Source organism: Paenibacillus alvei DSM 29, from assembly GCF_000293805.1.
In the GTDB taxonomy this organism is placed as follows: domain Bacteria; phylum Bacillota; class Bacilli; order Paenibacillales; family Paenibacillaceae; genus Paenibacillus_B; species Paenibacillus_B alvei.
In genome coordinates, this window is record NZ_AMBZ01000008.1 from 263998 (window position 1) to 285087 (window position 21090).

General features: G+C 46.4%; 18 protein-coding genes and 1 pseudogene. All 19 read right to left on the bottom strand.

The genetic code is table 11. The annotated features are described in order from the left end of the window. Nucleotides 1-170: 170 nt before the first annotated feature. Complete coding sequence (locus PAV_RS23905) at nt 171-1130, bottom strand: dipeptidase (protein WP_005550491.1); 960 nt, start codon at nt 1128-1130, stop codon at nt 171-173. Nucleotides 1131-1330: 200 nt separating this feature from the next. Beyond that, nucleotides 1331-1591 (bottom strand): stage V sporulation protein S, encoded by a 261-nt coding sequence (locus tag PAV_RS23910; protein ID WP_005550495.1) that lies wholly within the window; start codon nt 1589-1591, stop codon nt 1331-1333. Between the two features lie 347 nt (nt 1592-1938). After that, the gene (locus tag PAV_RS23915) at nt 1939-2733 is read right to left on the bottom strand and encodes a TIGR00282 family metallophosphoesterase (protein WP_005550496.1); all 795 of its coding nucleotides are present in this window, start codon (nt 2731-2733) and stop codon (nt 1939-1941) included. Between the two features lie 400 nt (nt 2734-3133). Beyond that, nucleotides 3134-4681: a ribonuclease Y gene (gene rny, locus PAV_RS23920; protein WP_005550497.1), complete on the bottom strand. Its 1548-nt coding sequence runs from the start codon at nt 4679-4681 to the stop codon at nt 3134-3136. 303 nt (nt 4682-4984) lie between these two features. Continuing rightward, on the bottom strand, nt 4985-5665 hold the full coding sequence (locus tag PAV_RS23925; protein ID WP_005550498.1) for a regulatory protein RecX: 681 nt from the start codon (nt 5663-5665) through the stop codon (nt 4985-4987). Nucleotides 5666-5736: 71 nt separating this feature from the next. Continuing rightward, entirely contained in the window at nt 5737-6795 is a 1059-nt protein-coding gene (recA, locus tag PAV_RS23930; protein ID WP_040736752.1) for a recombinase RecA, read from the bottom strand. Between the two features lie 264 nt (nt 6796-7059). Next, nucleotides 7060-8331 (bottom strand): competence/damage-inducible protein A, encoded by a 1272-nt coding sequence (locus PAV_RS23935; protein ID WP_040736754.1) that lies wholly within the window; start codon nt 8329-8331, stop codon nt 7060-7062. A 112-nt stretch (nt 8332-8443) separates the two neighbouring features. After that, entirely contained in the window at nt 8444-9022 is a 579-nt protein-coding gene (gene pgsA, locus PAV_RS23940) for a CDP-diacylglycerol--glycerol-3-phosphate 3-phosphatidyltransferase (RefSeq protein WP_005550501.1), read from the bottom strand. Beyond that, the gene (gene rimO / locus PAV_RS23945) at nt 9019-10347 is read right to left on the bottom strand and encodes a 30S ribosomal protein S12 methylthiotransferase RimO (protein WP_005550502.1); all 1329 of its coding nucleotides are present in this window, start codon (nt 10345-10347) and stop codon (nt 9019-9021) included. Before rimO ends, pgsA begins: the two co-directional genes overlap by 4 nt. Before the next feature lie 156 nt (nt 10348-10503). Further along, nucleotides 10504-10992: a YajQ family cyclic di-GMP-binding protein gene (locus PAV_RS23950; protein WP_005550503.1), complete on the bottom strand. Its 489-nt coding sequence runs from the start codon at nt 10990-10992 to the stop codon at nt 10504-10506. Between the two features lie 125 nt (nt 10993-11117). Further along, nucleotides 11118-11282: a hypothetical protein gene (locus PAV_RS35365; RefSeq protein ID WP_005550504.1), complete on the bottom strand. Its 165-nt coding sequence runs from the start codon at nt 11280-11282 to the stop codon at nt 11118-11120. Between the two features lie 140 nt (nt 11283-11422). After that, complete coding sequence (locus PAV_RS23955) at nt 11423-12373, bottom strand: helix-turn-helix domain-containing protein (RefSeq protein WP_081505818.1); 951 nt, start codon at nt 12371-12373, stop codon at nt 11423-11425. 65 nt (nt 12374-12438) lie between these two features. Continuing rightward, a pseudogene (locus PAV_RS23960) lies at nt 12439-13202 on the bottom strand (DUF3388 domain-containing protein). A gap of 241 nt (nt 13203-13443) precedes the next feature. Beyond that, nucleotides 13444-13698: a DUF3243 domain-containing protein gene (locus PAV_RS23965; protein ID WP_005550507.1), complete on the bottom strand. Its 255-nt coding sequence runs from the start codon at nt 13696-13698 to the stop codon at nt 13444-13446. A 92-nt stretch (nt 13699-13790) separates the two neighbouring features. Then, nucleotides 13791-14537, bottom strand: coding sequence for an elongation factor P 5-aminopentanone reductase (ymfI, locus tag PAV_RS23970; RefSeq protein ID WP_005550508.1), 747 nt, complete (start codon nt 14535-14537; stop codon nt 13791-13793). Between the two features lie 83 nt (nt 14538-14620). After that, nucleotides 14621-15901, bottom strand: coding sequence for an EF-P 5-aminopentanol modification-associated protein YfmH (gene yfmH, locus PAV_RS23975; protein WP_005550510.1), 1281 nt, complete (start codon nt 15899-15901; stop codon nt 14621-14623). Nucleotides 15902-15904: 3 nt separating this feature from the next. Next, a complete protein-coding gene (gene yfmF / locus PAV_RS23980) occupies nt 15905-17185 on the bottom strand; it encodes an EF-P 5-aminopentanol modification-associated protein YfmF (RefSeq protein WP_193373014.1) in 1281 nt (426 codons plus the stop codon). A gap of 161 nt (nt 17186-17346) precedes the next feature. Further along, on the bottom strand, nt 17347-18102 hold the full coding sequence (sleB, locus tag PAV_RS23985; protein WP_005550515.1) for a spore cortex-lytic enzyme: 756 nt from the start codon (nt 18100-18102) through the stop codon (nt 17347-17349). Between the two features lie 145 nt (nt 18103-18247). Further along, nucleotides 18248-21004: an FtsK/SpoIIIE family DNA translocase gene (locus PAV_RS23990; protein WP_040736659.1), complete on the bottom strand. Its 2757-nt coding sequence runs from the start codon at nt 21002-21004 to the stop codon at nt 18248-18250. Between the last annotated feature and the right edge of the window lie 86 nt (nt 21005-21090).

The window sequence follows — 21090 nt, forward strand, 5'->3', positions numbered from 1 at the left end:
TGCATCACGACGGATGCCACCAAAATTCGATAAATTGTAACAAGTAAAATACTGTAATGGTTGAGTCAATCTCATTCTATGTCCAGAGGTTGGAAAAAGCAAGCGTTTTCGCCGATGTCCACGATAGCAAGTTTCGATAGATATGATACCTTCATGAGATGAATGGACAATTATCCTTTCCTCGCAGGAAGGTTCGTCTTCAGAAACTGGACAGCATTGCTATGAGCAATGCGATTGACAAATTCCGACGAATATCTGTATTCGATCGCTTCCAGCAAATTGCCGTATCGACCGGCGTGTTCCAACCCTTGCACCTTGCGATCAATGCCGTCGAAGTCCGAGCCGAACATGATATGATGTTCACCGCCCAATTCACATATCCGATCGATATGGCGAAGCAAATCCTCAATCGTAACAGCTTGGCGATCCGAGATAAATTGCGGTACAAATGTTATTCCGATTCTGCCGTCACGCTCGATAATTGCCTTAATCTGTGCATCACTCAAGTTTCTTGGATGGGCAAGCACATGAGCCGAATTGGAATGAGATGCGAATACGGGACGCGCTGTGAGCTCCAACAGCTCCCAGAAAGCACGTTCATTCAAATGGGAGACATCTACCAGCATCCCCAGCTTGTCACACTCGCGAATGAGTTGTTTCCCCTTGTTCGTAAAGCCAGCCTGCCTCGGCTCTAGGGTTCCGTCTACAGCCCAGTTTGAGTGATTCCAAGTCAATCCAAGGAAACGAACGCCAAGCTCAAATGCAGTTCGCACATACACCATGTCGCCTTCCAGACCGTCAACACCTTCAATGGACAGCAATGCCCCCGTTGCCTGGGGAATTTTCTCCCAATGCTCAACATCTTCGCGCCACCGAATAAGGGACACGTCTGGCAGTGAACATATCCGTTCTCGCAGCAAATCAATACAACGCAAAATTTGAGAGAATTGCGGAGGGCCGCTAAGTAAAGCTTCTTCTAAAAATACCGCAAAAACCTGCATGCCTACATTACCTGCCCGCATACGCGGCAGCGTAATATCCAGTGCATCCTCGCTCATAAAATCCAGTTTGCCAGTGTAGAGCATCTTGTACAATACATCGCAATGAAAATCAATAATTCGTTGTGTCATGTTATCCCGTCTCCTTCTTTTTGTTATTCTTATCGGATCGCTAATCTATTCCGCCGCTATTCGAAACTGTGCTTGTCCGAATTGCCGCACCTAGATCCATCTTATCCATCTTTCTTCCCGAGGAACACAAAGCAAAAAACCTGCTTACGTTGTAAACAGGCTGAAAAAAGTCGTTACTCACACACCACTGTCGACGTATATTATCTGGGCTCAACTATCAATTTAATTGCTGTCCGATCCTCGCCATCGATGACAATATCCGTGAAAGCGGGAACACAAATCAAATCCACACCACTTGGTGCAACGAATCCCCGTGCAATGGCAACGGCCTTAATTGCCTGGTTCAAGGCCCCTGCGCCAATTGCTTGCAGTTCGGCTGCTCCCCGTTCACGCAAAACCCCTGCTAACGCTCCAGCTACCGAATTAGGATTGGACTTTGCTGAAACCTTTAATACTTCCATGGAAAGTACCTCCTCGGGATTGTTAAGGTTAGACTCCATTATTACAACATATTCGTGAATGTGCTAAAAATTCCTTCACAATGCAGATTCATTCACTTTCGGGCAGCCTGGCTCGACTGGTTCGGATTTAGGCTCCGCTCTGTTCAAGCGTCATCCGTTAACAATAACCATTCCATAAACGCTTCTTTATCGCTTCCCCCCAATTCAAGAACCTCCTGAGCACCTTCCTATCCCAACGTTTAGCATGGCTTACCGTTCATCTTACCTATCATTCAACGCATACAGCAAAAAGGCGAAGCCAGTGCTCTCGCACTTGCCTCGCCTGCTTCTTACCGCAATTACTGCAATTACTCCATTATCCACTCGTCTTCACGAACACGGATCTTTTCAAGCTTAACAGCCTTGCCGGTAGCTTCATCAATTTCGACTACAAGCCCATGGAACTGCCATTTTCCTTCGTCAACAACGAAACGGACTGGTAGCTGTGTCTTGAACTTGCGTAGCACAGCTTCCCTTTCCATTCCCAGCACGCCTTCCTTGGAGCCTACCATACCCACATCTGTTAAGTAAGCAGTGCCTCCTGGCAAGATTGTATCGTCATTTGTCTGTACATGCGTATGTGTACCTACTACAAGTGACGCGCGGCCATCCAAGTGCCAACCCATCGCAATCTTCTCTGACGTTGCCTCAGCGTGGAAGTCAACAAGTATCGCCCGCGATTTCTTCCCCAGTGATTCAATGATTTCATCCGTCGTACGGAATGGGCAATCAATAGCCGGCAAAAAGGTGCGGCCTTGCACATTGACGATTACCAGTTCCTTGCCGTTGGCCTTAATTACCGTATGACCTTGGCCTGGTGTCCCGGGCGGGAAGTTCGCTGGGCGAACCATGCGTTTCTCGTTGTCAATCCATTCGAATATATCCTTATTGTCCCATGTGTGGTTCCCCATTGTAAAGCCGTGAACGCCTAGATCAACGAACTCCTTAATAATCGCAGAAGTTACACCTCTGCCTCCGGCAGCATTTTCAGCGTTCGCAATGATGATGTGCGGATTGTGCTTTTGCTTGAGTGACGGAAGAACCTGCTTGAGGGCTTTGCGCCCCGTATTTCCGACGATATCTCCGATAAACATTACTTTCATCTTGCCTAAGTCCTCCTTGCGACAGCCTCTAGCCCAGTTCTTCTTGAGTTCCGACCAGTTGAGGCAGCTTTCTATCTCCTAACCATTTCTTCGATGTATTAAAAAAAGGTCGGTTTGCAGCATCGAGAAGGTTGCGCGAACTTGAAGCGTATGCTTCCGTAGTGAGTTTTGCATTGCAAAACTTGTAGGGAGCGGCGAAGTGTAGATGAGACTACATGAGCAGCTGAATGTTTCCGTTGGAAACATACTTCGAAAGCATACGCCCTTCGAAAGTGAACGCACGATTCGATGTCAAGTTACTCTCTGTATCTCTTTGTGCCCAAAAGCGAACTTTTTGAACAACCGCTAAAAGGGAGAAGTGGCCTAATTAGGCCACTTCTCCAAATCCTATATGTGCATCCTATTTCGCATATTCAACCGCTCGGGTTTCGCGAATGACCGTTACCTTAATATGCCCTGGATAATCCAATTCATTTTCAATCGTCTTCGTAATTTCACGAGCAAGACGATATGCTTCGGCATCATCAATCTTCTCCGGTTGTACCATTACGCGGACTTCACGTCCCGCTTGAATCGCGTATGATTTCTCAACGCCCTCGAACGACTCTGAAATCTCTTCCAGTTTTTCAAGTCGTTTGATGTATGTTTCAAGCGTTTCCCTACGAGCGCCTGGTCTTGCTGCCGACAAAGCGTCAGCGGCAGCGACCAGCATAGCGATGACAGATGTTGCTTCACAGTCGCCATGGTGGGATGCGATGCTGTTAATGACTACAGGATGTTCTTTATACTTCTTCGCCAACTCTACGCCGATTTCGACGTGAGATCCTTCAACTTCATGATCCAACGCTTTTCCGATGTCATGCAACAGCCCGGCACGTTTGGCTAACGTTACATCCTCTCCAAGCTCTCCTGCCATCAAACCGGCAAGATAAGCCACTTCCATAGAGTGCTTCAGTACGTTCTGTCCATAACTTGTACGGAACTTCAAACGACCCAATATTTTGATCAAATCAGGATGCAATCCGTGCACGCCGACTTCGAATGTAGCTTGTTCTCCGTATTCGCGAATCCGCTCGTCCACTTCCTTGCGCGACTTCTCCACCATTTCCTCGATGCGAGCTGGGTGAATACGTCCGTCTGCAACGAGCTTCTCAAGAGATGTTCTTGCAATTTCACGGCGAATCGGGTCGAATCCGGACAGAATAACCGCTTCAGGCGTGTCATCGATAATGAGATCGATCCCTGTCAACGTCTCGAGCGCGCGGATATTTCGTCCTTCGCGACCGATAATGCGGCCCTTCATCTCTTCGTTCGGCAATGCAACAACGGATACCGTCGTTTCTGCGACATGATCTGCAGCGCAACGCTGGATAGCCATCGTAATAATCTCACGGGAGCGCTTGTCCGCTTCCTCGCGAGCTTGCTGCTCAATCTCTTTAATCATTTGCGCCGTTTCATGACGCACTTCTTGCTCTACATTCGTCAAAATAATTGTACGCGCATCTTCCATCGTCAGATTCGAAATGCGTTCTAATTCTGTAACTTGCTGCTGACAAATTTGATCGATCTGTTCTTGTGTTTCTTCGATTCGTTTCTCTTTAGCAGCTACTTGTTCTTCTTTACGTTCCAGCGCTTCTAACTTTTTATCCAACGACTCTTCTTTTTGCAATAAGCGTCTTTCGAGTCGTTGAACTTCGTTCCGTCGTTCGCGGATGTCCTTCTCCGCTTCATTGCGAAGCTTATGGATTTCGTCCTTCGCTTCAAGCACTGCTTCTTTCTTCAGCGCTTCAGCTTCCTTGCGCGCACCATCCATAATTTGTTCCGCGGCGTGTTCAGCACTCGTTATCTTCGCTTCGGCAAGCGATTTGCGAATCAGGTATCCGATTCCAAACCCCAAGAACAATGCGGCCACAACGAGAACGATCGCGAGCCAAAGTTGTACGTTCATTGCCTCACCTCCCCGTTGGTTCCTCCAAGCACTGCTTGGGACAGGTTACATTTTTGGTTTTCAAGTTTCCCTATTCATTAATCAACTCAATAGACTAGTGTTCGTGCACTAGCCTATGTATATGCTCTAGGCATACACGGGCGTCGCCTTAAGGCGACAATCGGAAATCAGTAAATTGGCGAAATGAATCATTAGAAATCAATCTCTGGAAGAGGGGATTGATCTCGTGAAAATAAAGATACATGTTCATTTTATTATTCATGAAAAGATATTGTCAAGCAAATGACGTGAGTGGTCACTTTATTATTCGTCAAGATGGCCTGATACACCCTCTTCATCAACTTGCTCATCCGCTGCAGCATAAGCTGCCCGACGCGCCATATCCATTGGGAAGCCTCTGCGGGCGAGGAAGGCTGCCACTTTTTGCTTGCGCAGATGCATTTCCCCCTTCGTCTGTCTCCATTTTTTGCGAGCGGCATGCAGTGCGCTTTCCCATTCCTCTTCCGGATCTATCGAATAAAGCGCAGTTTCAATATGCCGATCCTGCACTCCCTTTTGCTTCAGCTCATGCTGAATCCAGCGGCGCCCCTTCATATGACGATTCAGACGCTGATGCGCCCATTGCATTGCATATGATTTATCATCGACCAACCACTCCCGTTCCAAACGATCGAGCACCTCATGCACGATGCCGTCTTCATAGCCCTTCTGGGCTAGGTTACGTGCGAGTTCGATGCGTGTACGTGGTTTGCGCTGCAAATACTTAATCGCTTGCACGTAGGCCTTATTCCCTTCGTCTGCACGCAATATCTCCGTAAGGGAGTCGAGTGACAGTTCTGATCCTTTTAATAGTCGGAACTTGATCATCACATCTTCATGCACTTCAAGCGGAGCTGCCCCATCGAAATGAATCGTATAGCGACCAGCCTGTCTCTCCACGCGCTCTACGCGTGTGATTGTTACGATACGTTCACTATCCTTCAAACGGCTCTCCTCCATACAAATACATAGAAGCACCTTCGCCTAACGCGAAGGTGCTTTGAGCAGACAACGAATTATTCGTCGTCACCTAATTCCAATTCTAATGTATCATCATCATCTTCACTAACACCCTTAGCAGGGATTGTTGTCGTTAGATTGCTTGCTTCACGAATTTGATTTTCAATGGATAACGCAATTTCCGAATGTTCCTTCAAGAATTGCTTCGCATTCTCGCGACCTTGGCCCAATCGCTCACCCTCGAAGGAATACCAAGCACCGCTCTTCTGCACGATATCCATCTCTGTGCCAATATCGACGATGCTTCCCTCGCGTGAGATACCTTCACCATACATGATGTCGATGTCTGCCTGCTTGAACGGAGGAGCAACCTTATTCTTAACAACCTTGATGCGTGTACGGTTACCAATCATATCTGTACCTTGCTTAATTGTCTCAACACGGCGTACCTCAAGACGAACACTGGAATAGAACTTCAATGCACGGCCGCCTGGCGTTGTTTCTGGGTTACCGAACATCACGCCAACCTTCTCACGAAGCTGGTTGATGAAGATCGCAATCGTCTTCGATTTGCTGATTGCACCAGACAATTTACGCAATGCCTGCGACATCAAGCGAGCCTGAAGACCGACATGGGAGTCTCCCATTTCGCCTTCAATCTCTGCCTTCGGAACAAGTGCTGCAACAGAGTCAATAACGATAATGTCGACAGCACCGCTTCGTACCAATGCTTCCGCAATTTCAAGCGCTTGCTCCCCTGTATCTGGCTGGGACAACAGAAGTTCGTCAATATTGACGCCCAGCTTGCTTGCATATAGCGGATCCAACGCGTGTTCCGCATCAATAAATGCAGCTTGTCCACCAGTCTTCTGTACTTCAGCGATCGCATGAAGCGCAACCGTTGTCTTACCGGAAGATTCTGGTCCATAAACCTCGATAATTCGACCTCTCGGCAAACCGCCGATTCCTAAAGCTATATCTAATGCAAGAGATCCGCTTGGTACAATCTCGACTTGCATGTGATTGGATTCGCCAAGTTTCATGATCGAACCTTTACCGAATTGTTTCTCAATTTGACGCAAAGCCATTTCTAACGCAGCGCGACGATCTGACACAAACTCACTTCCTTCACTGATTCGTTTGATATATACATCATAACGTGTTTCATTCGGTTTGCCAAGCATTTTTTCGAACATACATTCGTTTTTTGACGAACACACCCACTTCAATATCCATTTTTACCATATATTAGATATATCAATTTGCCGGATGCAGCCAACAAAAAAACCGCAACAAAGCGCACATACACTTTGTTACGGTTCTTCCGCATCTATAATCGATTGTAGCTTCCGCTCTTTATTTTGTCAACAATTTCTAAATTACATCGCATTATGCACGGATCGTTCCTGCAGCCGTCTCCATAACCGATACATAATGGCATATACCGTACGGCGGCGTATCCCTTCCCGATCTCCATTCAAACGCAACTCTTCAACAACAACTTCCTTCCCCTTCTCGGCAATTGCTATATAAACCAAGCCGACAGGCTTACGCTCCGAATGGTCAGGCCCTGCAACTCCTGTTATGGCTACTGTGAAATCAGTATCAGCAATGTCCTGCATCCCTTCAACCATAGCCTTGGCAGTTTGCTCACTTACTGCTCCAGGTGCATGCTCTCCCTCAAGCAGCTCATGAGGCACGCCAAGAATTCGTTCCTTCATTTCGTTCGAGTAGGTCACCGCACCGCCAGCGAACACATGCGAGCTTCCAGGGATCGCCGTAATCGTATCAGCGAACATCCCTCCTGTACAGCTTTCGGCAGCGGATAAGGTTAACCCATATTGCGTCAACTGCTTCACAAGCACTTCTGGGAGCGGCAAATCCTCAGTTGCATAGAGATGCAAGCCCAGTCGGGTGCGAATTTCACGTTCCACCTGATCGAGCTTCAACTCGGCTTCTGTCCGATCTGTCCCTTTTACAGCCAATCGAACAAGTACCTCCCCTTCCTTTGCATAGGTGGCAATCGTTGTATCTGTTTGCTGCTCGATCAGATCGAGAAGAGCATTTTCGAGACCTGATTCTCCGATGCCCGCAAATTTCAGCATTCGCGTATACAAGGAGGATTGATCAATGACTTGCCGACGCTGCAGCCACGGAATCGCCTCATTGTCGAGCATTGGCTTCATTTCACGTGGAGGTCCTGGAAGCAGTACATACGTTGTTCCATTATGTTGGAGGACATTCCCAACGGCGAGGCCTGTCGAGTTCTGCAGTACATCAGCCCCATCAATGACATGCGCTTGACGCTTATTGCTTTCAACCATATGGATGCCGCGCCCTGCAAACATCTCTGTCATCTTGGCCATTGCCGGTTCATCGTATGTCATCTTACGACCTAACATTTCCGCAAGTACATCCTTCGTCAAATCATCCATCGTTGGTCCTAGACCGCCGGTAAAAATGAGCAGGTCAGAACGATCCCGAGCTGTTTCAATAGTCTGTTGAATTCGCTTGGCGTTATCTCCGACAACCGTATGATAAAACACATCCACACCAACCAAAGCCAATTGCTGTGAAATATATTGAGCATTCGTATTTACAATTTGTCCGAGCAGCAGCTCAGTGCCAACTGCAATGATTTCTGCTTTCATGTCAACCACCATCCCCATAAGTCTGTACATAAGAATAGGTGCCTCTTCCACCCCGGAAACAGCCGGAAATACGGAAAAAGCACCTATTTACCTAACAGCTTCCGCTCATCTATCACGAAAGATGCAGCACATTTTTATTTTTGACAAAATAGTCAATTCCCGAGTAGACCGTGATCAACGCGGCAACCCACGTCGCCAATATATCAAATCGGAAATGAAGAAACGCAAACGGAAAGTTGTTAAGCAGCATTGCCGCAATCGCCGTTATTTGTGTTGCCGTCTTCCATTTTCCCCACTTGCTGGCAGCAACAACCGTTCCTTCGAGCAAAGCAACTTGACGAAGGCCTGTAACCGCGAACTCACGGCTGATAATGACAACCGCGATCCACGCATCACACTTTTGCATCTCAACAAGAGAGATGAGTACCGCCGCTACGAGCAGCTTGTCCGCAAGAGGATCAAGCAGCTTTCCTAAATTTGTAACCATTTTGCGTTTACGGGCGATATAACCATCCAATCCATCAGTACTTGCAGCAATAATGAAGATCAAGGCCGCAATAATCTGGTTGTAAGTAATCGAAAACCCCTCTAGTTCAATCGCAGGCAAATAATCAAAGTTCACCAATAGGAAGAACATCATTATTGGCACAAGAAAAATACGGACCAACGTTATCTTGTTCGCCAGATTCACGCGAGACCCTCCCCGGCTAAGTCAAATTCAAGCGCATGAGTAATCCTTACCTTGGCAATTTCCCCAATACTCAATGGCTGGCCGGAAATAAATACTTCCCCGTCAATTTCAGGGGCGTCGAATTGCGAGCGGCCGATGAATACATCATTGCGGCCATCGTAACGCTCAACAAGGACTTCCAATATATCACCAATACGCTTCTCACTTACTTCTTTAGATACTTGACGTTGAATCTCCATAAGCGTATTCGCACGCCATTCTTTCACCTCATCAGGGACATGGTCAGGCAAGCGAGTTGCCGGCGTGTCCTCTTCGGAAGAATAGGTGAATACACCTAATCGATCGAACTTCATTTCCCTAATAAAGTCGCATAGTCTGTCAAAGTCTTCGTCCGTTTCTCCGGGGAACCCTACAATAATAGACGTACGCAGCGCTACACCCGGGATTCGTTCACGGATTTTGTTCACGAGCTCTCTGGAATCACGCTGGCGGCCCGGACGTCTCATACGCTTCAAAATGCTATCTTCGCTATGCTGCAATGGCATATCGATATACTTGCAAATCTTCGGATTGCTTGCAATCGTATCCATAAGCTCCTCGGTGAAGAAACCAGGATATGCGTAGTGCAGGCGAACCCATTCCACACCTGGAATTTCGCTTACTTTATTCATCAACTCCGGCAGCTTGAAGCCATCGTACAAGTCTACACCGTAATTCGTGGAATCCTGGGCAATTAAGCTAATCTCCTTAACCCCTTGTTCTGCCAGCTGGGCTACCTCCGCAAGAATTGACTCCATTGTACGGCTGCGGAACTTGCCTCTCATAATTGGAATACTGCAGAAGGTACAATTGTTGTCACAGCCCTCGGCAATCTTGACATACGCCGTATAGCGCGGAGTCGCCACTTTACGCGGAAGGATGCGATCATAATCGAACACAGGATTGCCTACCCGGATAGGCTTGCTTCCCTGCAGTGCTTCATCAACAATATCATTGATTTTATCAAAGTCGCCTGTACCAACGATACCATCAATCTCCGGCATTTCATCGAGAAGCTGCTCTTTGTATCGCTGTGTTAAACAGCCCGAAACGATGAGCGCCTTCAGCTCTGCGGTTTCCTTCAGATCTGCCAATCTTAAAATCGTATTGACCGATTCTTCCTTAGCAGCATCAATGAATCCACATGTGTTGACGATGATAACCGTTGCGTCTTCTTCATTTTCCACCAACTCATATCCACGCTCATAAATTAAGCCGGACATAATCTCGGAATCAACCAAGTTTTTGTCGCAGCCCAACGTTACGATTTTAATCTTTTCTGTCATTTTACATCCCCCATAAGGCAGACTCCTATTTGGAGTATTTTCATATCCGTATATCTATGTATCTCATCAAGTATAATACAGTCATGACTTTGGAGTCAAAAAACAAAAAAGGCCCATCATCCTTCTACCTTACAGCTGTGATGATGGGCTATCCGCTTAGCGATAATTCGTAAATTGCAGATCTAGCGGCAGATTTGCACCCCGTAGCAGCTGCATGACAGCTTGCAAATCGTCTTTACTTTTACCAGTAACTCGAATCTGATCTCCTTGAATCTGGCTTTTTACTTTAAGCTTCGAGTCACGGATCATAATATTAATTTTTTTAGCTGTATCCTGATCAATCCCCTGCTTACACTTCGCCCGCTGTCGTACAGCAGCTGACGCTGCCGGCTCAATTTTACCGAAGTCCATATTTTTGATAGCTACACCGCGCTTGGCCATTTTTGATTGCAATATATCAATGACACTCTTTAGTTTGAACTCATCATCCGATACAATGATCACTTCATCCTTCTCAAGGGTAATTTTACTTTTACTTCCTTTAAAATCGTATCGAGATTCAATTTCCTTCATTGCCTGAGTAATTGCATTATTCATTTCCTGCAGATCCAGCTTGGATACAATATCAAATGAACTGTCCGCCATATTTGGTTCCTCCTTCAAGATACCACTTAATTCCATATGTACAAACTTAACGTTATGTATATACACAAAGGCATTCTCAAACAGGCTCAAGCCTGCAAAAGAATGCCCCTGCAGCATGCGATTGTCTAAAAACGAACGCGTGCTGGCGCTCGGAACATATCAAGCACTCCTAGTAAAATATGTGCAAGCCCAAAGCCTAACACGCCATACCCCCAAACACTTGGCATCAAGTAATACCCTAACAAGCTGACCACAATACCAGCACCGGTAACGATCCAACTGGTTGCCATTGCTCGACACCTCACCTTGTATTTAATCGGAGTTCACAATTATCGCCGCAGCTATATTGTCTCCTGTGAAAAAGTGATTATGTCCAGCGGCAGGATGTAATTCGAACCAAACCAGCCATTGGGTCATGCTGTTTATGCACCTAGTGATTGCCTTGATCCATGTTCGTTGTAGGGGATCCCTCTTGCTTTTCTGCTTGTAGCTTCTGCGCTTCCTCGTAAGAAATCCATTGCAGGCGAATATTTTTGGAGCCCTCATTGTCGGATTTATTCAACGGCTCCCCAGCAACCGTAACTTCGATCGCCTTAGCATAACCAGCGCGAATGAACATACCTTGATCCGTCATATCGAACGATACGGTTTGATCCTTCTCCAATGTTTCATAATGGAGCTTCTTCCCGCTGCTATTCTTCTCATGAACGGCCAGCCAGCTTCTGTCATTAACTGCTTTAATTTCAACCTTCACAGGTGTATTCGCTGGGGCCGATACTTGATACACATCCTCAGAACGCTTAGAGGTTTGCAATACGACAATTGGCTTCTGCTCCTGTTTCGGAGGTTCTGGAGTAGTAGGCTTAACTGGCTGTTGAACCGCTCCACCGGCATTGTTTTGTCCTGCTTTGTCGCCATTGGCCGCTCCATTCGCGCCCGTAGATGGTGTCTGTGTCTCCGTAATATTCGTATCATCAGAAGTGTTGTCCGATGTTCCCGGATTCACTTTCATGACGACGAAGAAATAGACAATGACACCGATTAAAATGATGAAAGCCCATAGAAGCAGCGTCGATGCCCAGCGTCCAAATCGATCAGACGATGACGATTGTACACTGCGTTTCTTCGTTCGCATGAGCGGCTCGACTGACGGCTCGGGTTCCGGTGTCGGAATATCGTTGCGATAATACTGCAAAATTTCATCAGGGTTCAAGCCTACCGTCTCTGCGTACGTTTTGACAAAGGCACGTACATAGAACGAACCCGGCAGCACCTTATAGTCCCCTTCCTCAATCGCCTCCAAGTAACGCTTACGAATTTTCGTAGCTTCTTGGACATCATCCAGGGAAAGATTTTTTTCTAGCCTTGCTTTTTTAATAATTGCCCTAACTCTGACACAACTTCACCTCCTGTCCATAATCCAAGCTGCACCTGCGTACTGCTATGTTAAATTTCGTTATAATTTATCGTAAACGATTCGTACGTAATTTCCTCATCCGGATTGTTGCGCAATTCGATAATGTAATCAAAAAATCATAATCATAACTGGTTTCTTGAACAAATATATCTGGATGCTCAATTACCTTCGTGGATGGCATATTGATAATTTCCTCGAGCAATGAAGCATGTTTCTCATTCGAACGAATCGTGCTTACAATGCCATCGATAATAAAGATATTGTTCGGGTTCAGTTCCTCATCAGACATTTGACTGCGCACGGTCTGTCTGAGCAGCGTAGAGGATACAAATGTCCAGCGCTTCATCGCACACACGCTTCCAGCAATAATGGATTCCGTCTTGCCAACCCGCGGCATTCCTCGAAGCCCGATCACCTGTTGCCCATCACGCTTGAATATTTCACCCAAAAAATCAACAAGCAAGCCAAGCTCGTCTCTTGTAAAGCGGAACGTCTTTCGATCATCAGAATCGCGTTCAATATATCTGCCATGGCGTACAGCCAGTATATCAACCAGCTTCGGCTGCCGCAGTGCGGACACTGTAATATTGTCAACCTTTTTCAGCATCTGCCCCATGATTTCGATCTTCTCATCATCATCCGTTTGCAGAAGCATTCCTCTTGTCTTGTCTTCTACACCGTTAATAGTCAAAATGTTTACTTCGAGCATTCCTAGCAGCGAAGCAATATCCCCGAGAAGACCAGGGCGGTTTTTATGTATCTTATATTCCATATACCACTGTTTGTACTCCATGACACACCTCATCCGCGGTTATCCGCCGTTTTCCATTCTACAATACATGGGACACAAATTCCACCGGAGTCGGGCTAAAAAACGAGAAAAAACGCAATACTTTCTAAATTTCTCCGATTCAGTACCATTATAGCAGGTTCTGAGCATGTATTCATGTCGTTTGCATGAAGATGAGGGTATGAAAAGAAAGAAAGTTCGGTTCAGAACTTCCTTTCTTTTGATATATGGACAAAATGACGAATTACCCGTTTTGCTCAGCCAATTTTACCATCAAACGAGCAATCGTTTTCCGCTCCTCGTCAGAGCCGACACTCCACAATTCTTTCAATGCACTTTCTTGTGCATTTTTCGGGTCAACCTTCTCTTCCAAAAACGAACCGATTTCATAAGCAAGCTTGGAAATTGTTTCTTCAGACATGCCTAGCCCTTTTGCTTGCTTGACACGTTCTCCAAGAAACTTTTTCCACGAGTCGAAGTTTTCAAGTACTGATGACACGAGAACGCCCTCCTAGTGGTCTAATGTGAATTCATCAGTCGTAATATGTGCCTATGCCACCGGAATTATGCGTAACATATCAAGCATTAGACTTACATTTGCCATCCGCCATTTGGACTAATAACTTGTCCTGTGATATATCCCGATTCAGGCAGTGCCAAATAATAAATCAGGGAAGCAACCTCTTCCGGTGTTCCAAGTCTGCCTAATGGAATATCTTCTTGGAGCGCCATTCGTTCTTCTTTATCCAAATGCTTAACCATATCGGTATCCACCACACCCGGTGCTACCGCATTTACAGTTACTCCAGAAGGCGCCAGCTCTTTCGCTAATGCCTTTGTAAAGGCATTAACGCCGCCTTTGGCCATCGAATACATGACTTCACAGGAGGCTCCAGTGATTCCCCAAATGGAGGATACATTGATAATTCGACCATACTTTTGCGTTATCATATACGGAGCAAATCGTTGCGTACACATGAACATCCCCTTCAAATTAATGTCCATACAGTCCATCCATTCCTGCTCCGTTACATCCGTGAACAGACCGTAATAAGCAACACCAGCATTATTGACCAATATATCAGGTGTGAAACCCAACTCATCAAGCTTTTCCTTCATTCGATCAAGCTGCTCCATATCTCTGAGATCAGCAGTGATTGTCATGACCTGCGCACCATGATTCAGACACTTGCGAGCCACTTCATTCGCAGCTTCGTGTGAATTTAAATAATGAATCACGATCTTCATACCTACTTGAGCGAAACGTTCCGCAATCGCTGCTCCAATCCCACGGCTAGCTCCAGTTATTAGGACAGATGTCTCTGACAAAGCTTTCATACTTGCTCTCCCCCTTTTTTTGTGGACAAGTATTGTACATATAAAAAAGAAAGCGCACCTGATTGCAGGTACGCCTTCGTATGTTACGGTTGTTCGACAATAGACACTGCTAGTCGATTCCAATCAAAATGATCCTTCAACCGCTGATGCACTTGTTCTAACGTTAGCGTCTCGTATACCGAAAGTATATCAAATAAATCGGTATCACGGAACTTATACTTCGTAAATTCGTTGGCAATCGCTTCAGGAGAATTTAGCATCCGCAAGTAAGAGCCAATCGACTTATTGCGGATACGCTCGAATGCACCCTGCTCGAAGCCCGATACTTTGCGCTCATCAATTAGCTCCCTAACCCGCTTCACCAAACCATCAGGGTCTTTCGTTTCCCCGCCGATAATCGAGAAGGCATAATCAGAGCTGCAATTGAATTCGCTGCCAAATGAATCTGTCGTTAAACCTTCCTCATACAGCGTCTGATATAACGGCGAGCTACTGCCCAACATCAAATCCAGCATAATGCGCGTCTTTATTTCATGCTCCAACAGTTCCTTACCCTCTAGGCCGGGACGAGGTTCTTTACAACCGAATAAACATCGAGGAAGAGATACGGGAAGCTTGGAGACTCGTCTTGTCTCCTTCACCGTGTCTGGTTCCTCCTCGAATATGCGGCGTATCTGCCCTTGCGGCTCATATGTCTTGCTGGCCTGATTGCTGCGTACTAACTCGAAGATGCTTTTCGGTTCAACACCGCCTACGACGAACAACAGCATGTTGGAAGGATGGTAGAAGGTATGGTAGCACGTATAGAGTGTTTCCTTCGTAATCGTCCCGATTGATTCTATCGTACCTGCAATATCAATATGTACAGGATGAACATGGTACATTGCCTCAATAAGGCCAAAGTACACCCGCCACGCTGCATTATCGCGATACATGTTAATTTCCTGACCGATTATGCCCTTTTCTTTTTCTACATTTTCATCTGTAAAATAAGGCCTTTGTACGAAATCAATCAACGTCTCCAGGCTCTCTTCAATTCGGGACGTGGATGAAAACAAATAGACCGTACGATCAAAAGTAGTAAAAGCATTCGCAGATGCACCCTGTTCGGCAAACTTAGCAAAAATATCTCCTTCAGGCTCTTCAAACATTTTATGCTCCAAGAAGTGTGCGATCCCATCTGGAACTTGAATCTCTTCTTGTCCTTCCACATGAAAATGATTATCGATAGAGCCATATTTTGTGGAAAAAGTAGCGTATGTCTTCTGGAATCCCGTCTTAGGGAGCACGTACACATCTAATCCATTATCCATCTGTTCATAATAGATCGTTTCTTGCAAATTGGAGTAATGACGTTGTTCCATCGATTAGGCCTCCTCCCTATTGCGCAAGAAATAAATCGTATCCAACTGGAAGGTCAGAGCGACCTTTTGAATATGCGCTGCGTCGATATGCTCTACCTCGTCAATGAGTTGGGACGTACTGCGCTCTTTTCCAGACAGCACCCGGTTGAAATCAAAGCCAATCATTTCAAACGAGGAATCATCAATTTCACGCAGTTGATTCGCAATCATGGCTTTCGTCTGACTGATTTCGAGTGGCTGCAGTTGTCCTGCCTTCATTGCCTCAAGCTGCTCAATAATAATTTCCCTGGCTTTATCAAAATGCTCGAACTCAATCCCAGACTGAATCGTGCAAATGCCTTTATGCCCTTCGAAGCGGGAGGCAGCATAGTAGGCTAGACTGTTCTTTTCACGCACATTGATAAACAGCTTGGAATGCGGGTACCCGCCCAAGATGCCATTGTACATTAACACAGCAGGATAGGCATCATCAGCATAGGTAATGGTGGAGCGAAGCCCCATATTCAGTTTTCCTTGACTGACTTCGAGACGTTCAATAACGGTGTTCGGTTCGCCTATGCGCGGCACTGGTATAGAACGGGCATATGGCGTCTCAACCGAGCGACCGATACGGAACGATGACTCTACACAGCGTTCAACCTCTTCATAGGTTGTATCCCCAACAACATAAACGTCAATTGCCGCATGCTCAAGCAGCCAGCGATACTTTTCGGTTAATGCGGCCGCATCAATCGAGTCTAAATCTTGCCGATTGCCAAGCGCATGCAGGCGATACGGTTCGTTTTTGCACATTTCCTCTACGCAGCGTTCTGCCGCATAACGGATTTTATCGTTAACGATCGACTCAATACGCTGACGCAAGGTTTCTTTCTCCTCGTCCACATACTTACTGCGAAAGGTACCATTATCCATGGCTGGAGTCGTAATTGCTTCGCCTAAAAACTGAAATGCCTGTGCAAGCAAGGACTCTGACGAGCTCACAAAAACATCATTGATAACGTCCATACGGAACTGAATGATTTGATAATCCGCTCGCTTGAACACATCGAAGCCAAATCCTGCTCCGTACAACTCATCCAAGCGCTCGCGGAATCGTATCGTTTCCGGATACGAAGACGTGCCTCTCCGCAGTACAAAAGGCGTTAGTGCCGTAGTCGTTAAGGTATCCTCTTGGAGTGGGATCCCTACATACACAGAGATGGCGAACGTTTTAAAGCGCTTTGTCGGCATAACATGAACACGCATGCCTTTTACCTTTCCCCGTTCAAATGTCGGTTTGCTCACCATATCTAACCCCATTTCTTCATATGATCAATCATTCATTACCAATAACATACCGGAATGGAAACAAAGAAGCAAATGGCCTGCTGCCATTGCTTCTTCATCCCGCTTCCATATGTAACATCTCGTTACGTCTCATTTCTTTCGTCGCTTCGATCACTTCATTACATACAGAATATATGCTTGCCGATTGTTTTCACCTGAGGACGTGTCCAAATCCATTTGGACGTAGCGGTTTCAGGGTTGAAATAATATAGGCAGCCGCCGGAAGGATCCCATCCATTAATTGCATCCTTAACTGCTCGTTTTGCCGTCTCATTTGGTTCTAACCAGATCTGTCCATCGGCTACTGCGGTAAAAGCGCCTGGTTGGAAAATAACACCGTATGCCGTCTTCGGGAAGCTCGGCGATTTCACCCGATTCAAAATAACAGCTGCTACAGCTACCTGCCCTTCATAAGGCTCTCCACGTGCTTCACCATAGACCGCATTCGCCATAAATTTCAGATCATTTTCCGATAGCCCCAAATTGTTGGAACCGCTTATATTGTTATTTGTTGAGCCAGAAGGCTTGTTTGGTGCCGTCCCGCCCGTAGTTTCAGGCTTCCAGTTTTTCGTCGCCTTTACTAGCATTTCTTTGGTCTTCGGCCCAACGATTCCGTCTGACTTCATGCCAAACTTCCATTGGAACCACGTCACTGCATTTTTCGTCGCTGGGCCAAAGATACCGTCGGTCTTGCCGTCATAATACCCGAGAAACTTCAATCGACCTTGTAACTCCTTCACATCTTGCCCCTGTGAGCCTTGCTGCAATGTCGCATTGCTAAATGTGGCTTCCGTCTTGCCCATTTGCTTGTACTGGAATGCCCCAATCAGCACGAATACGATGCATATCGTAATCCAAATCATCCGTTTTCTCATGCCTAACGTCTACCTCTCTCTTGTGAATTTGACAGGATTGGCAACTTTATTATGAGATAACAGGGAAAGATCTATGCACTTGCATACACTCCTCCATGCACAACAAAAGAGGACGCCAAAGCATCCTCTTTTATGGTTCCCTACACTATGATGATATTTTACTCTGCTGATACTGTTCCAGCGTCATTAGTACTTCGCGCGGTCGACTGCCTTCATGTGCGCCGATCAAACCTTGCATATGCATATGATCAATTAAGCGGCTGGCGCGGTTATATCCGATTCTCATCCGGCGTTGAAGCAGTGATGCCGATGCTTGCTGCGCCTCCAGCACAATTTGAATAGCTTGGTCGTACAATTCATCGACTGGTTCATCCGAGGCATGTCCGCTTTCATCAATCTCCGGCACTAATTCCTCATTGTATTCCGCCTGCGCTTGACCGCTTACGAAGCCAACGACAGCTTCGACCTCTTGATCGGATAAGAATGCTCCCTGCACCCGTATCGGCTTGGAGGAGCCCATCGGCAGGAAGAGCATATCGCCACGTCCAAGCAGCTTCTCAGCGCCAGCCATGTCCAAAATGGTTCGTGAATCCACTTGAGAAGATACACCGAATGCAATTCGCGATGGAATGTTTGCCTTGATGACCCCAGTGATAACGTCAACAGAAGGACGTTGAGTCGCGATAATCAAGTGAATACCTGCTGCACGCGCCATTTGGGCTAGGCGGCATATCGAATCCTCTACATCATTGGCAGCAACCATCATCAAGTCCGCAAGCTCATCGACAATAATAACGATATACGGCAGAACCTTATCCGGTTCATCTGCTACTAGCTTGTTATACCCCTCAATGTTCCGGGTTCCTGATTTGGAGAACAATTCATATCGTTTTTCCATTTCAACGACGATTTTCTTCAAGGCTAACGAAGCGCGTCTCGGATCTGTAACGACGGGGGCAAGCAAATGTGGAATACCGTTGTATACATTCAATTCGACCATCTTCGGGTCAACCATCAGGAACTTCACTTCATCCGGTTTTGCCTTGTAGAGGATACTCGTTATAATCCCATTAATACATACCGACTTCCCTGAACCTGTAGCACCTGCAACAAGCAAGTGGGGCATGCGGGCCAGATTACCTACGATTGGCGTTCCTGCAATATCACGTCCCAATGTAATGGACAACCTTGATGGCGCATCGATAAACGTCGGTGTCTCCATGACTTCACGCATCGTTACAACCGAAACCTCATTGTTCGGCACTTCAATCCCAATAGCGGATTTGCCCGGAATCGGCGCTTCCATGCGAATGTCCTTAGCGGCTAGCGCAAGTGCGATATCATCCGACAGACTAACGATTCTGCTGACCTTTACCCCGATGTCAGGCTGAATTTCATAACGAGTTACTGCCGGTCCACGTACAACCTCTAGCACCTTCGCCCTTACACCGAAGCTCTCAAGGGTTGCTTCCAGCTTGCGAGCCGTCTGCATGAAGTCGGATTGATCGCCACCTTTCCCGCTTCCTTGCTGTTTAGCAAGCAGGTTGAATGGCGGCATTTTATATGGCTTCGGAGGCGGCTTCTGAATAACAACAGCTTCGTTTGTACCTTCACCGTCACTCAGCAATCCATCCGTCTCTAATTGGACGTCACCTTCACTCTCCACTACGTCATTCTGATGGCGAAGAGGAGACGCTCCTTGCTGTACACCTTGTGTTTCTGCTTGAGGATCATTATTCCAATCATCTTCAATATCATCCGCCCCTTCTTCCCACGTTGCAGGCTTTGTAAAGCCTCCTACCTCCTCAGCATGATGGGACTTCTCATCTCCGCTATCATCTGTCGCTGTAAAGTCGCGGAACAACGGGGTATGTGACTGATCATCATCCTGTTCAATGCGAGCAAGCAGCGCATTCAGCTTGGAAGCATTGCTTACCGTATTCATTGATGCTGTATCAGCTTCTGGGTGTATATTGTGATCGTCATTCAATCTAGCTGTATGCGGCTTGCTCGAATGAGCGGTATGTCGCTCATTATATTCCTCATCCTCTTCTTTCGATGCGAGGAATCGCTTTTTTCCTGCTTCACTTAATTTGCCGAATATTTGCATGAACACTGGCGTTCTGCTTGAATCATTCTCTTCTTCATCGTCCAATTCATCATCCAGCATGTAATCGTCGTCTGAATCCTTTTTCGCCGATTTACGATTTTTACTTTCCATACGTTTGCGTTCATTAAGACGCGCCTTACGTTTCTTCTTGATGATTGCCGCAAATTTCTTCACTTGAACACGGATAAGCTTCACAAGATCGACATAAGACAATTGCGTTGCCAGCATGAAGCCGATGAAGAGCATAACAATGGTAAGCAGCTTTGTTCCTAGAGCTCCAAACAGCACAAATAGCGTACAGTAAAGGATTGCTCCAATGTAACCGCCGCTAATATCCTTCTGCAGCATCGTTCCTGCCGTCCCCGTATCGGTAGCCTGCACGAGCTCTAAGTTCAAAGCTTTATGTATATCATTTAATATGTATCCAGCACTTACTTCATCTGCAGTTGGCAAAATACGCTGTTCTACTGCATGCACGGTACTTATCATCGTCAAAGCTAGTATAATGACCATGATGCCACTCTTGCGGGAGTTCCAGCCTGAAGGCCACTGGCGTTTAATCATAACCGACAATCCAATATATATGAACACGAGCGGTATGAAAAAGTACCATTTACCTAACAACAAGCCTGATATTTTGGATAAGGAGCGCCCGAACGCCGCTCCGCCTGCCAATGCAATGACGGAACAGGTAATCAGCAATATGCCATATATTTCATATTTCAAGCTCTTGCTGAAGGATTGCTTTTTCTTCTTCTTACGGGCCAAAATGCCGTCACCTCCATCCCTCATTATAACACAGAACAACCGTTCTTCCTATGACCATTCCATAACTAGGGAAAAGGGAAAATAAAAAGACAGAACCCAGGTCAGGTTCT

Coding starts and splice junctions, on each gene's coding strand:
- PAV_RS23905 (WP_005550491.1), bottom strand. CDS start 1,130: ATGACACAACGAATTATTGATTTTCATTGCGATGTATTGTACAAGATG.
- PAV_RS23910 (WP_005550495.1), bottom strand. CDS start 1,591: ATGGAAGTATTAAAGGTTTCAGCAAAGTCCAATCCTAATTCGGTAGCT.
- PAV_RS23915 (WP_005550496.1), bottom strand. CDS start 2,733: ATGAAAGTAATGTTTATCGGAGATATCGTCGGAAATACGGGGCGCAAA.
- rny (WP_005550497.1), bottom strand. CDS start 4,681: ATGAACGTACAACTTTGGCTCGCGATCGTTCTCGTTGTGGCCGCATTG.
- PAV_RS23935 (WP_040736754.1), bottom strand. CDS start 8,331: ATGAAAGCAGAAATCATTGCAGTTGGCACTGAGCTGCTGCTCGGACAA.
- rimO (WP_005550502.1), bottom strand. CDS start 10,347: ATGACAGAAAAGATTAAAATCGTAACGTTGGGCTGCGACAAAAACTTG.
- PAV_RS23950 (WP_005550503.1), bottom strand. CDS start 10,992: ATGGCGGACAGTTCATTTGATATTGTATCCAAGCTGGATCTGCAGGAA.
- PAV_RS35365 (WP_005550504.1), bottom strand. CDS start 11,282: ATGGCAACCAGTTGGATCGTTACCGGTGCTGGTATTGTGGTCAGCTTG.
- ymfI (WP_005550508.1), bottom strand. CDS start 14,537: ATGAAAGCTTTGTCAGAGACATCTGTCCTAATAACTGGAGCTAGCCGT.
- yfmH (WP_005550510.1), bottom strand. CDS start 15,901: ATGGAACAACGTCATTACTCCAATTTGCAAGAAACGATCTATTATGAA.
- sleB (WP_005550515.1), bottom strand. CDS start 18,102: ATGAGAAAACGGATGATTTGGATTACGATATGCATCGTATTCGTGCTG.
- PAV_RS23990 (WP_040736659.1), bottom strand. CDS start 21,004: ATGAGGGATGGAGGTGACGGCATTTTGGCCCGTAAGAAGAAGAAAAAG.